Origin of the sequence: Streptomyces adelaidensis (assembly GCF_016598475.1) — a bacterium.
In the GTDB taxonomy this organism is placed as follows: domain Bacteria; phylum Actinomycetota; class Actinomycetes; order Streptomycetales; family Streptomycetaceae; genus Streptomyces; species Streptomyces adelaidensis.
Map to the genome: position 1 here is coordinate 153,396 of NZ_JAEMUX010000006.1, position 13,704 is coordinate 167,099.

General features: G+C 71.1%; 11 protein-coding genes and 1 pseudogene. 3 read left to right on the plus strand and 9 right to left on the minus strand.

The window, feature by feature from the left end; translation table 11 throughout:
• Positions 1 to 71 precede the first annotated feature (71 nt).
• The 4 genes and pseudogenes from I8N67_RS05320 to I8N67_RS05335 all read right to left on the minus strand — a co-directional run.
• Positions 72 to 710 (minus strand): annotated as a pseudogene (locus I8N67_RS05320) (GntR family transcriptional regulator); the annotation flags it as partial.
• A gap of 91 nt (positions 711 to 801) precedes the next feature.
• Complete coding sequence (locus tag I8N67_RS05325; protein WP_200301397.1) at positions 802 to 2,391, minus strand: TROVE domain-containing protein; 1,590 nt, start codon at positions 2,389 to 2,391, stop codon at positions 802 to 804.
• Positions 2,392 to 2,862: 471 nt separating this feature from the next.
• Positions 2,863 to 4,335: an alkaline phosphatase PhoX gene (locus tag I8N67_RS05330; RefSeq protein ID WP_200301398.1), complete on the minus strand. Its 1,473-nt coding sequence runs from the start codon at positions 4,333 to 4,335 to the stop codon at positions 2,863 to 2,865.
• Positions 4,336 to 4,667: 332 nt separating this feature from the next.
• Positions 4,668 to 6,128 carry a hypothetical protein gene (locus tag I8N67_RS05335; protein ID WP_200301399.1) on the minus strand — a complete coding sequence of 487 codons (1,461 nt, stop codon included), beginning with the start codon at positions 6,126 to 6,128 and terminating at the stop codon, positions 4,668 to 4,670.
• A 435-nt stretch (positions 6,129 to 6,563) separates the two neighbouring features.
• Between I8N67_RS05335 and I8N67_RS05340 the strand changes: the two genes are divergently transcribed.
• Positions 6,564 to 8,387: a DUF8508 domain-containing protein gene (locus tag I8N67_RS05340; RefSeq protein ID WP_200301400.1), complete on the plus strand. Its 1,824-nt coding sequence runs from the start codon at positions 6,564 to 6,566 to the stop codon at positions 8,385 to 8,387.
• Between the two features lie 26 nt (positions 8,388 to 8,413).
• Here I8N67_RS05340 and I8N67_RS05345 read toward each other — a convergent pair whose 3' ends face one another.
• From I8N67_RS05345 to I8N67_RS05355, 3 genes are all read right to left on the minus strand, one after another.
• Positions 8,414 to 9,148, minus strand: coding sequence for an SRPBCC family protein (locus I8N67_RS05345; RefSeq protein WP_200301401.1), 735 nt, complete (start codon positions 9,146 to 9,148; stop codon positions 8,414 to 8,416).
• Between the two features lie 19 nt (positions 9,149 to 9,167).
• On the minus strand, positions 9,168 to 9,848 hold the full coding sequence (locus tag I8N67_RS05350) for an ArsR/SmtB family transcription factor (protein ID WP_200301402.1): 681 nt from the start codon (positions 9,846 to 9,848) through the stop codon (positions 9,168 to 9,170).
• A gap of 90 nt (positions 9,849 to 9,938) precedes the next feature.
• Positions 9,939 to 10,643 (minus strand): antibiotic biosynthesis monooxygenase, encoded by a 705-nt coding sequence (locus I8N67_RS05355; protein WP_200301403.1) that lies wholly within the window; start codon positions 10,641 to 10,643, stop codon positions 9,939 to 9,941.
• A gap of 145 nt (positions 10,644 to 10,788) precedes the next feature.
• Here I8N67_RS05355 and I8N67_RS05360 point away from each other — a divergent pair, with 145 nt between their 5' ends.
• On the plus strand, positions 10,789 to 11,844 hold the full coding sequence (locus tag I8N67_RS05360; RefSeq protein WP_200301404.1) for a YihY/virulence factor BrkB family protein: 1,056 nt from the start codon (positions 10,789 to 10,791) through the stop codon (positions 11,842 to 11,844).
• A gap of 63 nt (positions 11,845 to 11,907) precedes the next feature.
• On the opposite strand, the gene I8N67_RS05365 is transcribed toward I8N67_RS05360, so the two are convergent.
• Both I8N67_RS05365 and I8N67_RS05370 read right to left on the minus strand, forming a co-directional pair.
• Positions 11,908 to 12,171 (minus strand): DUF3618 domain-containing protein, encoded by a 264-nt coding sequence (locus I8N67_RS05365; protein ID WP_200301405.1) that lies wholly within the window; start codon positions 12,169 to 12,171, stop codon positions 11,908 to 11,910.
• A complete protein-coding gene (locus I8N67_RS05370) occupies positions 12,168 to 12,632 on the minus strand; it encodes a phage holin family protein (RefSeq protein WP_372443638.1) in 465 nt (154 codons plus the stop codon). The genes I8N67_RS05365 and I8N67_RS05370 overlap by 4 nt, the downstream gene beginning before the upstream one ends.
• Before the next feature lie 165 nt (positions 12,633 to 12,797).
• On the opposite strand from I8N67_RS05370, the gene dapA reads away from it, so the two are divergent.
• Positions 12,798 to 13,694, plus strand: coding sequence for a 4-hydroxy-tetrahydrodipicolinate synthase (gene dapA / locus I8N67_RS05375; protein WP_200301406.1), 897 nt, complete (start codon positions 12,798 to 12,800; stop codon positions 13,692 to 13,694).
• Positions 13,695 to 13,704 lie beyond the last annotated feature (10 nt).

Consider the following 13,704-nt stretch of genomic DNA (forward strand, 5'->3'; position numbering starts at 1 on the left):
GCAGGTCCGGCAGGTCCGGCAGGTCCGGCAGGTCCGGCAGATCCGGCGAGTTCGCCAGGTCCATCCGGCTCGTCGGCGAGTGCGGCCAGGCCGCGCCAGATCTCCGCCGTGACCCGGACCGCCTCGTCCGTGTCGCCGGCGGCGCAGGCCTCGATCAGCTGCTCGTGCAGGCCGGCCGAGCGGCAGTTGCCGCCCTCGCCGAAGCGGCGGCGCTCCAGTCTGCGGATGAGCGGGGTGTAGCGGGCGACGGTGGCGGTGGCCGCGCGGTTGCCGCTCACCCGGACGAGGACGTCGTGCAGTTCGTCGTCGGCGACCAGGGCCGCGTCGACGTCGCCCACGTGGACGGCCGCCGCGAACCGCTCGTTGGCCGAGCGCATCGTCTCGACGTCCGCCGCGAACAGCCGGGGCACGGCGACCCGGGTGGCCAGCTCATGCATGGCCCCGACCACCGCGGCGGCGTCCCGGACATCGGCGGCCACGACAGCCGTGACCCGGGTGTAGCTCTGCGGCTTGCTCTCCAGCAGCCCCTCGTCGACGAGCCGGGAGAACGCCTCCCGCACCGGCGCCCGCGACAGCCCCAGCAGCTCCGCGAACTCGGCGTCTCGCACCACCGCGCCCGGCTCGATCTCTCCGGCGACGATGGCGTCCCGGATGGCTTGGTAGGCGCGGTCCCTGAGCAGGGTGCGGCCGACCGGTCGTATGGCCTCCATGGACTGAAATGTTAGATGTCAGTACGGGGAGCGAACAAGAGTGTGGCCCGTATCCCTGCTGGGATACGGGCCACACTCACTGCGCCGCTCTTCAGCCCACCCACGGCCAGTCGGCGTCCCGTGCCGCTTCCAGCAGCGGAACCATCCGGAAAGCCGAGTCCGAGAGGCCGCCGAAGGTGTGCCGGTTCGCCTTCGCCGTGCCGGACCGGCCGTGGCCCGCCCGGTGTCCGGCGAGGTTCCAGGTGTAGACCGGGACGTCGTCGGGGACCTGCTGGGTCGGGTCGCCGTAGTGGCTGTAGGTGGCCTGCTCGTCGGTGACGATCAGCACCCGGTCGTGCTTCTTGTAGTGCCGGCGGACGGCCTCGGTGGTGTCGGTGCCGCCCAGGTCGCCGAAGCGGCCGAGGATCTTCAGCACCGACTCGCCCGAGCTGAACCGCACCTCACGACTCGTGCTGCCGAACTCGACGAGATCCGCGTCCGCCGCCCGCAGCGCGAGCGCCGTGCCGAAGATCGCCGCCGCGTCGGCGTACGTGAGGGACGAGCGGTCGGTCAGCCGGGAGTAGAACATCGAGCCCGAGCGGTCGACCAGGACCAGGGTCCGGCCGGGCAGCGCGGGCACCTGGGACAGCGAGTGGCCGAGCGCCTGCTCCAGCGGGTACGACCAGCGCAGCGAGGGCGCGTGCCGGTACGCCGCGAGGTAGCGGAACGGGAACTGCCGCGATCGCGCGACCTCGACCGGGTCACTGATCTTCGCCGCCACCTGCGCCGCGACCTCGTCCGAGACGCCCGCCTCGTCGAAGTTCCGCAGGTTGCGGGTCAGCGCCATCGCACCCATGGACGGAATGACGGACTCCCACGCCGACTTGTCCATCGGCCCCTGAAGCCAACCTGCCAGCGCCTCCCAGGTGATGCCCGCGTCCGCCAGCCGCCGCGAGCCGCCCGCACCGGTGACGACCCGGCGCCGCTTGGCGGGCCGCAACTCCATCAGGTCACGGTGCGCCGCGAGCACGGGCAGCGACTTGGGCACGACGGCCGTGTCCGGGTTGTGGCGCCGGTCGAGGGCGTACTGGAACAGGTCCCCCTGCCACGGCTTGTCCGGGTCCGGCGCCGCGTGCACCAGGTTCAGGATGTCGCCGAAGCGGTAGCCCTTGGACGCGGTGTCGTACTTCAGCAGCGACTTGGCGCTGTAGAGCCGTCGTACGGCGTCGGCGACGCCCCGCTTCACCGGCTTGGGGATGTTGCGGCCGTACCGCGAGGTCCAGTAGGCGAGCAGCTCGCCGGGCTCGTCCGGGCGCCGCAGCACCGAGTCGACGACCTGGCGGTTGGTCGGCCCGTCGGTGACGCCCGCGTCGAGCCGTGCCTTCACGTACTCGGCGGCGCCCACGATCGAGGCCGTACGGAGGTTGCCCTCGCCGCGCAGCCAGCCGAGCAGGCCGGCCGTCCACACCGGGTCGGTGACGGCGAGCCGCCGCACGAGCGCGGCGAACCGGTCGTCCCGGTCCTCGCCGCTCTCGTAGTAGGTCTTCTGCGCGACGAAGTTGGCGATCGACAGCAGGAACAGCTCGGAGCGCTCGTCCCGCTCATGGCCACGGCCGCCCTGGTACGTACGGAGCACGCGCCCCGTCGAGGTGACCCGCGAGGTGGGCTGCGCCTTGGTGGCCTTGGTGTTGAATCGCGCCATGATGAATTCCCCCGAATTCGTCAGCACTTCGTGCGTGGAATGTTGGTTTCGGAGGGAGGCGCAGCAAAAGGAAGGTGCCCGAGGTCGAAGTCGGCGGCGGTTGCTTATAACTGGCGCGTCTTCCGTTCCGCCACACCGACCCGAAGTCGATGACGGGATTCGAACCCGCACGAGGAATTTTCCCCACCAGTGCCCGAAGTATCCGCTGCCTGCGCACCGGGCACCCACCATCCGCTGCGCCTCCCGAGATCAGATCGCACCGGGAGGTGCATGAAGTTTTAGGTGTCCAGAGATCGAAGCCGGCGGAACCGACGTAGGCGCTCTAACCCCTGAGCTACACCGGCGCGTTGTACCGGTGGCGGGACTCGAACCCGCGGCCGCCCCATTATCAGTGGAAGTAGGTCCTGCCTTCGCACCTGGACATGCATCACTCTAGGAGGCGTAGTGCGGGCCGGGCGAACGAATTAACCGCTACCGCTTCTGTCGCTTCCACGGCCCGGTGATCGCCAGCAGGATGCCCGGCGTCTGGATGTTGGCGTACAGGGTCTTTCCGTCGGGTGAGAAGGTGACGCCGGCGAACTCGCTGTATTCCGGCTCGTCCTCGGTGCCGAGGTTCAGGTCGTTGCGGGCGATCGGGTAGGTGCGGCCGCTGTCGGTGGCGCCGAAGAGATGCTGGACGCCCTCGCCGTCCTCGGTGAGGATGATGCCGCCGTAGGGGGAGACGGTGATGTTGTCGGGGCCGTCGAGCGCGCCGTCGACGGACGGGTCGGGGTTGACGCCGAGCAGGACCTTCAGGGTCAGGGTGCGGCGCTTGGGGTCGTAGAACCAGACCTGGCCGTCGTGCTGGACCGGGCTCTCGTCACGGGCGTACGAGGAGACGATGTAGGCGCCGCCGTCGCCCCACCACATGCCCTCCAGCTTGCGGGCGCGGGTGATCTCGCCCTCGCCGAACTGCTTGCGCACGGCGACGGTCCTGGCGTCACGGTCGGGGACGTCGATCCAGTCGACGCCGTACACCGTGCCGGTCTTCGTGGCGCGGGACAGGTCGTCGACGAACCGGCCGCCGGAGTCGTAGCACCTGGGGGCCCGGAGGACGCCCGCGTCGTCGGCGAGCGTACGGAACCTGCCGGGGCCGTAGGTGAATCCCTTGGGAGGGGTCCAGCGGAAGAAGAGGCCGTTGGGGGTCGCCGCGTCCTCGGTGAGGTAGGCGTGGCCGCGCTTGGGGTCGATGACGACGGCCTCGTGGTCGTAGCGGCCGAAGAACTTCAGCGGCTTCGGGGAGCGGTTGGCGCGGCGGTCGCCGGGGTCGACCTCGAAGACGTAGCCGTGGTCCTTGGTCATGCCGTTGACGCCGGCCCGGTCGGAGTTCTCCTCGCAGGTGAGCCAGGTGTTCCACGGGGTGCTGCCGCCCGCGCAGTTGGTGGAGGTGCCCGCGATGCCGACCCACTCGGCGACCCGGCCGTCGGGGCGGATCTCCACGACGGTGCAGCCGCCGGCCGCCGCCGGGTCGTAGACCAGGTCCTCGGTGAGCGGCACCGGGAACTCCCAGTTGGCCCGGGGTCCCTTCAGCTCGTGGTTGTTGACGAGGAGGGTGGTGCCGCGGGGGCCGGGGAAGGCGGCGGTGCCGTCGTGCTTGCCGGGGGTGAACTCGCCCGACTCCAGCTTGGTCTTTCCGCTGTGGGTGATGACCCGGTAGGTGAAACCGGCGGGCAGCGCGAGGATCCCGGCCGGGTCGGCGATCAGCGGCCCGTAGCCGGGTCCGCCACCGTGCCGGTCCGCCCCGCGCTCGGTGTCCGTGCCGTCGGCGTACGTGCCCTCGGCGTCCGTGTCCGTCGACGCGAGGGCGTTCGGCGCGGTCGCCAGGGCGCCTACGCTGCCGGCCAGCGCGACTGTGGCCCCGGTGGCCGCGGATCGTCTGGCGAAGTCCCTGCGGGTGAGCGGCATGCTGTCTCCTGCGTGGCGGTGGATGACCGTGGGGGGGGCGGACCCGTGTGTCGCGCCGAACTGTCCCGCTCGCGCCTGAACGCCGGTTGAACACCGGACGAAGCGAGGGCCCTCGCTTCCGTGAATCCGCCCCTACCCGTCAGTCGGCTGCGGGTGCGTCGTGGTTGCTCGCGCGCAGTTCCCCGCGCCCCTGAAAGACACGGCCCCCGCGGGCCGAAAAGCACGGGGCGCAGCCCCTGCTTCTCAGGGGCGCGGGGAACTGCGCGACAAGCCCCCACCGGACCCGCACCCGCCAACGCACCCAAGCCGCCCGAGCTACTAGGCGCCCCGCATCAATCCCCCCGCTGCGACCGAGCCTTGAACGCCGCCTTGCGAGCCTCCTTCGCCACCCTCTTGTCGGGATGGATCCGCCCCATCGCCTCCAGCACGTCCGGCGTGGCCGGGTGCTCCACCCGCCAGGCCGCCGCGAAGAACCCCCCGTGCTGCTGCGCCAACCCCTCCACGAGTGCCCGAAGCTCCGCGGAGTTCCCCTCGGCCGCCAGCTGCGCGGCAACCGTGTCGATGGTCAGCCAGAACACCATGTCCTGGGACGGCGCGGGCACATCCGTGGCGCCGCGCTCGGTCAGCCACACCCGCGCGAGTCCGCCCAGCTCGGCATCGTCGAGGACCTCCCGCAGCGCCGACTCGGTCACGGCCCCCACCAGGGACAGCGCCTGCTGACAGCGCAGCCGGCGCAGGGGCGCGCCGGGGTCGGCGCCACGGGCGGCCGCCAGCAGTTCCCGGGCCGCGTCCAGGGGCTCCCGGCGTGCGAGCCACTGCTCGGTCTCGGCCTGGGCGGCCGCCGGGGGGAAACCGCCGGTGCCGTCCAGCAGCACGTCCGCGCCCTTGTCGACGAGGTCGCCGACCGAGGGCGTCACGACGCCCGCGTCCCGCAGCCGCGCCCGCATCCCGTACAGCCCGAGCGGGGTGAGCCGCACCATGCCGTACCGGGTGACATCGGTTTCGTCGACGACCGGCGCGCCCGTCCCGCCGTCGGCGACGGCCTCCTCGGCGTCCGTCATGAGCGCCTCGTCCACGGGCTGGTACTCGACCAGCCCGACCGGCTCCAGCACCCGGAACTGGTCGTCGAGCCGCATCATCGCGTCCGAGACCTGTTCCAGTACGTCGTTGGTGGGCTCCCCCATGTCGTCGGGGACGATCATCGACGCGGCGAGGGCGGGCAGTGGCACGGGCCCGTCGCCGGGTCCCTCCTCGCTGACGGTGAGGAGGTAGAGGTTGCCGAGCACCCCGTCGAGGAAGTCCGCCTCGGCGTCGGGGTCCCAGTCCAGCTCGGCGAAGTCGATCCGCTCGCCGGCCTCCATGGCGTCGACGATGCCGTCGAGGTCGGGCACGCTCGCGTCGGCGAGGGCGGACTCCAGGGCCGTGAGCCAGATGCCGAGTACGTCCTGCGGGCCGCCGGAGGTGAGAAGAGCGAGATCCTCGCCCGCGGCGACCGTCCCCTGCTCCTCGTCCACGATCTCGACGAGTCCGGCGTCCAGGGCGATCCGCCAGGCCTCACTGGCCAGGGCCGCCGCGTCGTCGCCGTCGGCGTCCTGGCCGGTGAGCCCGAGCGCCTCGGCGGCGGCGGGCAGCTGCTCCTCGACGAGTTCGCCGCCGGCGCCCACGCGCGTGTCCGGCCCGGCCCAGCGGGCGAGCCGCGCGGCGCGTGCGAGCAGCGGGGTGGCGAGCGCCTGCCGCGCCAGTTCCGCTTCGGGGAGCAGCCGCACCGGCGGCAGTGGCGAGCTGTCTGACATCGGCGGGGTTCTCCTCGGAACGAGCGGTGACGACGGTGGCGGGCGATACCGGGGTGTCCGTACGCGACAGGCCAGGGCACTACGAGTACACCTGCTGGTACGAGCGGAACACCGCATCCGATCACCCGCGGCACCCATACAAGTACGCAGCCGCTCAGCCTAGACGGATTTCCACCCATGCCACCCGGTTCATGTACCTGTCAGGAGTCGGCGTGGCTGAAACCTTGACAACTGGCCTGACCAGGCAGGAGATTGACGCGCGTAGAAACTCACGGGTAGCTCTGGGGTGATTCCGGGGCCACCCACAGAAACACGACCATCGAACTTCGTCGCAGCTCGTCGGAGTTCTACGCGCGTCGCGCCGCCCCACCGGTCGCAGGCCACCCCCCGTCCACTCTCGTCCCGGCGCCCACGTACGCCCCCGGAGGGATCCCCTTGCCGAGCAAGAGAACCGCGCGCATCGGCGCGCTGACCGTCGCCACCATCTGCTCCACCGTGTCCGCCGTGGTCCTGACCTCGCCCGCGCAGGCGGACTCCCTACGTATCCACGACATCCAGGGCACCACCCGGACGTCCCCGCTCGTCGGCCAACAGGTCACCGACGTCGAGGGCATCGTGACGGGCGTACGCACCTACGGTTCGCGCGGCTTCTGGATCCAGGACACCCGGGCGGACGCCGACCCGGCCACGAGCGAGGGCGTCTTCGTCTTCACCAGCTCCCGGCCGACGGTCTCGGTGGGCGACGCGGTGAAGGTCTCGGGCACGGTCGGCGAGTTCGTGCCGGGCGGCACTTCGTCCGGAAACCAGTCCGTGACGCAGATCACCCGGCCGACGATCACGGTGGTCTCCACGGGCAACACCGTCCCGGCCGCCGGCGTCGTCGACGCCAGGTCCGTGCCGGGCCGGTACGCCCCGGCGGGCGATTCCGCCGCCGCCGGCTCGATCGACGGCCTCACGCTCGCCCCCGCCAAGTACGCCCTGGACTTCTACGAGTCCCTGGAGGGCATGAACGTCCGGGTCGCCGACACCCGCGTGGTCACCGCCACCGACCCGTTCACCGAGCTGTGGGTCACGGTCAAGCCCCGCGAGAACGCCAACCGCCGTGGCGGCACGGTGTACGGCTCCTACACCTCGCAGAACACCGGCCGGCTGCAGATCCAGTCGCTGGGCGCGGTCGCCGACTTCCCGAAGGCGAACGTCGGTGACGTACTGAAGGGCTCCACGGCCGGCCCGCTGGACTACAACCAGTTCGGCGGCTACACGCTCGTCGCGAACGAGATCGGCACCCTGGAGCAGGGCGGCCTTGAGCGCGAGACGACCCGTAAGCAGGCGCGCGGCGAGCTCGCGGTGGCGACGTACAACGTCGAGAACCTGGACCCGTCCGACGCCTCCTTCGCGGACCACGCGGCGGCGATCGTGCACAACCTCCAGTCGCCCGACATCGTGACCCTGGAGGAGATCCAGGACAACAACGGCGCCACCAACGACGGCACGGTCGCCGCCGACCGGACGGTCCAGAAGCTCGTGGACGCGATCGCGGCGGCCGGCGGCCCCGCGTACGACTGGCGGTCCATCGACCCGGTGAACCTCGCGGACGGCGGCGAGCCCGGCGGCAACATCCGCCAGGTCTTCCTGTTCAACCCCGAGCGGGTCTCCTTCACCGACCGCGCGGGCGGCGACGCCGCGACGGCCGTCGGGGTGACGAAGTCCCGCGGCAAGGCACAACTGACGGTCTCCCCGGGCCGTGTCGACCCGGCGAACACCGCCTGGACGAACAGCCGCAAGCCCCTCGTCGGCGAGTTCTCCTTCCGCGGCAAGTCCGTCTTCGTGATCGCGAACCACTTCGCCTCCAAGGGCGGCGACCAGTCTCTGCACTCCGGGTTCCAGCCGCCGACGCGCGTCTCGGAGACCCAGCGCCACCTCCAGGCGACCGCCGTGAACACCTTCGTCAAGGAGATCCTGGCGAAGGAGAAGAACGCGAACGTCATCGCTCTCGGCGACATCAACGACTTCGAGTTCTCCGGCACCGCCCAGCTGCTGGAGGACGACGGCGCCCTGTGGTCGGCGTTCAAGTCACTCCCGAAGAGCGAGCGTTACTCGTACGTGTACCAGGGCAACGCCCAGGTCCTCGACCAGGTCCTGATCAGCCCCTCGATCCGGCGCTCCTGCGAGTTCACGTACGACAGCGTGCACATCAACTCGGAGTTCAACGACCAGATCAGCGACCACGACCCGCAGGTGCTGCGGTTCGAGCCGTAGCCGGTAAAGCCGGTAGCCGGTGATGCTCAGGGCTGGCTGAACACTCCGTCCAGCCAGCCCTGCCAGGCGGCTTCGCACTCCTTGATGTCGTCGCCCGGCGTGAAGTCGTGCAGGGAGACGCCGACGGGATAGCCCCAGTGGTTGCGCCCGAAGACACGGGTGAGGCCCCGGTCCGTCCGCAGCCCGATGAAGTACGGGTCGCGGAAGTCGACCACGGCGTCGAACACGTCGGGGCCTCGCACCGTCACCCGGGTGCCGGCGGCCACGTCGTCCCCGACGCCGAGCGCCCGCCCGACGACGGCGAGGGCGTCGGCGGCCTTCGACGCCTCGGGCCCGTCGAAGGTGGCGAAGGCGGCCGGCCGCGGCGCGAAGTGGGCCAGGTACTCGCGCAGGGTGTGCATGTAGAAGTCGGTGTGCCGGGCGGCGCCGTCGTACTGGTTGTCCCAGTCGTCTACGAAGATCCCGCTGTGCACGTACCGCACCCAGGCCCGCCGGCCGTCGTCACGCGGCTCGATCGTGTGGTCGAGCTGGTTGAGGGTCTGTTCGGAGATCCCCTCGACGTCCTCGACGCGGTTGGTGTACCGGTGCGGCGGGTCCCACGCGATGACGTCGGAGCCGAAGGGGCCCTTGCCGCCGACCCGCGGCTCGGGAGCCTCCATCGGCCACAACCAGCCGCCGGTACCGCTCGTGACGGCCTCCCACACCTGCTCGGGCGTGGCGTCGACCTCGAACTCGCGGGCGATCTCGAATTCCTTGGACATGATGGGCTCCTGAGTACTACTACTGATCCAATTCGCGGGCGGATGCGGACGTGACGATGGGGTCAGCCGTGGGATCGGCCATGGGATCGGCCGTGGGATCGGCCATGGAGTCGGCCGTGGGTTTGACCGTCGGATGGACGGCGACGACGATCCGGTGACCACGGCCGCCGTCGGCCTCGGGGGCGTCGTACTTACGGATGAGCGCGCTCACCCCGGCGGTCAGCTCCTGGATGAACGCGGCCCGGTCGGCGGCCGAGGCGAAGGTGACCTCGCCGTCGAGCGCGTAGGTCGCGAGCGGCTTGCGGGCCTTGGCCGCCCCCGTGATCAGCGACCCGACGTCCCGGACCAGCCGGGCGCCGAGCGCGAGCAGCCAGCGGGCGGAGAGCTGGTCCCGGAAACGGTCCGGGTCCGGCTGTACGGCGGCGAGCGCGAGCGGCGAGATGACGTACGACGCGGCGGTCGCCCGCATCAGCCGCTCGGTGACATTGCCCTTGCGGCGCTCCCCCGCCAGCTCGACCAAGCCATGCTTCTCCAGCGCCTTCAGGTGATAGTTCACCTTCTGGCGCGGCAGTCCGACCTTCCCGGCCAGCATCGCGGCCGACGCGGGCCCCGCCGCCAGCTCGGCGAGCAGCCGGGCCCGTATGGGGTCGAGCGAGACCGCCGCGGCCTCCGGGTCCTCGATCACGGTGACGTCCAACATGGCTCCACCGTCTCACCGAAAACTTTTCTTGTCCAGACAGTTTTAGTGATCGGTTGAGTCGGGCCGGCGGCCGGGCGGGCGGGCCCGGAGTCAGTCGGGGACAAGGCCGAGGGCGTACTCGTAGCGGCTGACCGTGCTGCTCCTCAGTCCGGGCCAGTCCTGTACGCGCCGCCACAGCTCGGTGGGCGAGCCGACGCCGTCGCCGGGTGGGGCGAGGGCGTCCATGTGGTGCTGGGCGGTCTCCCACTCGGCGTAGTTGAGGACGCGGGTGCCGTCGGTGGCGAGGTGGAAGTGGGCGGAGATGCCGCCGGGGTGGAGGTTCGGCTCGGCGGCCAGCGCCTCCTGGACGGCGTCCACCCAGGCCCGCTGCCGCGCCGGGTCCGGCCCGTCGAACTCGACGTCGACGATCACGACGCAGCCCGGCACCCGCGCTCCGTGGTCGTCCCCCGTGAGGGCGCGGTAGTGCCGGTAGCGCCCGAGCCCGACCCGCTCGATGCCCGGCACCGCCGTGTCGATCGCGTCGTTGCGCTCCTGCCGCCGGGTCTTCACGAAGGCCTCGTACGTCTGCTCGTCGGCCCACTGCGAGTAGTGCAGCAGCCCGGAACCGTCCTTCGCCGCGTAGAGGAAGTACCCCAGCAGCCCTTCGGCGGGCCACGGCCGCCGTTCCCAGGTCTCGGCGACGGCCTCGACGGTCTGCCGCTGCCGCAGGGGTGTGCCCACCCGCCACGTACTGAAGAAGGACGCCCCGACTTCCGGGCGGGCGGGGTCGGGATGGATGTCCGTACGACGGGTCATGCCGCTCTCCAATGATCGGTACGTGATGGACGTGTGATCGGTACGTGATGGACGTGATGTACGCGCACTCGTCACCCTTCAACCTCAACCAAGATTCAGGTCAAGTCCGCGATTCGGGGCCCCGATTCGGGAGACCCGCCCGGTCATGGACGAGAAGCGGCCGACGGCCGAACGGGCGGAGAAGGAACCGGAGACCGAAACCGAACCCAGGACCGGTGCGAACGACCCCCGGGATCTGCCCAGGCGTTCGTGGTGGGCGGTGGTGCGGCGCACGGCGAGGGAGTTCCAGGAGGACGAACTGTCCGACCGGGCGGCCGCGTTGACGTACTACGGGGTGCTGTCGCTCTTCCCCGCGCTGCTGGTGACGGTGTCGCTGCTCGGGGTCGCCGGCCGGCACGCCACCGGCAAACTCCTGGACAACATCGGCGACTTGGCACCGGGCCCCGCGCGGGACATCCTGCGCGACGCCGTCGTCCAGCTGGGCGACAGCGGCGGTACGAGCGGAGTGCTGGCGATCGTCGGTCTGTCGGCGGCGGTGTGGTCGGCTTCGGGCTACGTGGCCGCGTTCATCCGTACGTCCAACGCGGTGTACGACCTGCCGGAGGGCCGCCCGGTGTGGAAGCTGACGCCACTGCGCATCGCCCTGACCCTGGTGTTGATGCTCATGCTGGCCGCGAGCGCGATGATCGTGGTGTTCACCGGCCCGCTGGCCGAGCGCGCGGGCACGGCGATGGGGCTCGGCGGCGTGGCCGTCGCGATGTGGGACATCGCGAAGTGGCCGGTCCTGCTGGTGCTGGTGACCCTGATGATCGCGCTGCTCTACTGGGCCGCGCCCAACGTCCGCGGCCGGGGCTTTTGCTGGGTCAGTCCCGGCGGTGTCCTCGCCACCCTCATCTGGCTCGCCGCGTCCGCCGGCTTCGCCGTCTACGCCGCGAACTTCGGCTCCTACAACAAGACCTACGGCACCCTCGCCGGCGCCGTCATCTTCCTCATCTGGCTCTGGCTCACCAACCTCGCGATCCTCCTCGGCCTCGAGTTCGACGCGGAACTCTCCCGCGAACACGCGATCACGGCGGGCCGGCCCGCCACCGAGGAGCCCTACGTGGAACCCCGCGACACCCGCACCTGGCCCCCACGCCTGCGCGCCCTGCGAACCGCCCGCGCACGGGTGAGGGGCGACCGGGAGACGACCGCCCCATGACCTGATGGGTGCCTGTGGATGGCTGTGGCTGGCTGTGGCTGGTTGTAGATGGCTAGGTAGTGGTCAGTGGTAGTGCCGCCAGGCCAGTGCGCCCGCGGCCACGACGGCGACGCCCGCGCCGCCGACGACCACCGCTTCCCTGGGCACCCGGTCCCACGCGGAGTGGACCCTGGCCTTCACGTCGGCCTTGGCGGCCAGTTCCTCGACCGTGTCGCCGAGCTGTGCCCGGGTCGTCTCGATCTGCCGCCGGAGTTCGTCGGGGCCCTTGGCACCCGCCGAAGCGTCGGCCTTACTGGAGGCACCGGACGTGCCGGAGGTCTGTGTCATCGCCGAGCCCTTCCCTTGATCTCGTCCATGTCCGCCTTGACGCTGTCGAGCGCCAGCTCCGGCCTGGGAGGGGTGGCCCGCCGCAGTTGCGCGCGGCCGACCGCTGCCAGCACGGCGGCGATCACGAACAGCACGCCCATGACGATGAGCGCGGCGGCCCACACATCCAGCACCAGGGACAGCGCCGCGACCCCGGCGCCGGCGAGGGTCATGAATCCGACGTAGGCGACGGCGCCGGCCGCGCCGAGGAGCCCGCCGCCGCGTCCCGCGCGCCGCCCTTTCTCGGCCAGTTCCTCCTTCGCGAGGGCGACCTCCTGCCGTACGAGCAGGGAGAGCTGTTCGGTGGCCTGTCCGACCAGCTCGCCGACGGAGTGGTGGTGGTCGTGTTCGCCCGGCCCCGGACGCGCGGATCGCACGGAGCGCACGAATCGAGTGGGCCTGGTGTCGGTGGTCCCGGTCACGGTCCCGCCTCCTCACATGTCGGGACGTCCCGGGTACCCGGCCCGGTCCGTGCTACCCCCTGACGTGCGCGGAAGGCGGCCGGGTTCATCCTCGTAGCAAAGCTCACCGATACCTCGTAGAAGAATTAAGTGGAGCTTCACAATGGTCGGGCCGAGACTACCCCCATGACGACGACCCGCCCCGCCCCCTTCGGCCGCGCCCTCTGCGCGATGATCACCCCTTTCACCGCGTCGGGCGCGCTCGACCTCGACGGCGCCCAGCGGCTCGCCGACCGGCTGGTGACCGAGGGGTGTGACGGGCTGGTGCTGTCCGGTACGACGGGTGAGTCGCCGACGACGACGGACGACGAGAAGACGGAGCTGATCCGCGCGGTGCGGGCGGCGGTCGGCGACCGGGCCGTGATCGTGGCAGGGGTGGGCACCGCCGACACCCGGCACACCGTACGGCTGGCGTTGGCGGCCGAAAAGGCGGGCGCGGACGGCCTGTTGGCGGTGACGCCGTACTACAGCAGGCCCCCGCAGGACGCGGTCGAGGCCCATTTCCGCGAGCTGGCCGACGCCTGCGGACTGCCCGTCGCGCTGTACGACATTCCCGGCCGCACCGGCACCCGGATCGAGCCGGAGACCATGATCCGGCTCGCCGGCCACCCCCGGATCGTGGCCGTGAAGGACTGCGCGTACGACCTCCTCGGCACCCAGAAGGTGCTGGCGGAGACGGAGTTGGCGTACTACACGGGCTGCGACGAGTACGTACTGGCGATGTACGCGATCGGTGGCTCCGGGTACGTCGGCACGGTCGCGAATGTGGCTCCCCGGCACTTCCGGTCCGTGCTCGACGCCTTCGACGCGGGCGACACCGGCGAGGCGGCCCGCCTCCAGCGGCTGACCGTCCCCCTCACCGAGCTGATGATGTCCTCCGGCCTGCCCGGCACCGTCACCGCGAAGGCGCTGCTGGGGCGGCTCGGTCTGCCCGCCGGCCCGGTCCGGGCGCCGCTGCGGCCCGCCGGCCGTGACACGGCAGACGGGCTGCTGCGGGCGTACGAGCGGCTGGTGGCCGCCTGAGAGGGACGGT

What these genes read in the sequence shown, in the direction of transcription:
- I8N67_RS05350 (WP_200301402.1), bottom strand. Translation starts at nt 9,848, where the DNA reads ATGTTGGACGTCACCGTGATCGAGGACCCGGAGGCCGCGGCGGTCTCG.
- I8N67_RS05365 (WP_200301405.1), bottom strand. Translation starts at nt 12,171, where the DNA reads ATGACACAGACCTCCGGCACGTCCGGTGCCTCCAGTAAGGCCGACGCT.
- I8N67_RS05330 (WP_200301398.1), bottom strand. Translation starts at nt 4,335, where the DNA reads ATGCCGCTCACCCGCAGGGACTTCGCCAGACGATCCGCGGCCACCGGG.
- I8N67_RS05335 (WP_200301399.1), bottom strand. Translation starts at nt 6,128, where the DNA reads ATGTCAGACAGCTCGCCACTGCCGCCGGTGCGGCTGCTCCCCGAAGCG.
- dapA (WP_200301406.1), top strand. Translation starts at nt 12,798, where the DNA reads ATGACGACGACCCGCCCCGCCCCCTTCGGCCGCGCCCTCTGCGCGATG.
- I8N67_RS05325 (WP_200301397.1), bottom strand. Translation starts at nt 2,391, where the DNA reads ATGGCGCGATTCAACACCAAGGCCACCAAGGCGCAGCCCACCTCGCGG.
- I8N67_RS05355 (WP_200301403.1), bottom strand. Translation starts at nt 10,643, where the DNA reads ATGACCCGTCGTACGGACATCCATCCCGACCCCGCCCGCCCGGAAGTC.
- I8N67_RS05360 (WP_200301404.1), top strand. Translation starts at nt 10,789, where the DNA reads ATGGACGAGAAGCGGCCGACGGCCGAACGGGCGGAGAAGGAACCGGAG.
- I8N67_RS05345 (WP_200301401.1), bottom strand. Translation starts at nt 9,148, where the DNA reads ATGTCCAAGGAATTCGAGATCGCCCGCGAGTTCGAGGTCGACGCCACG.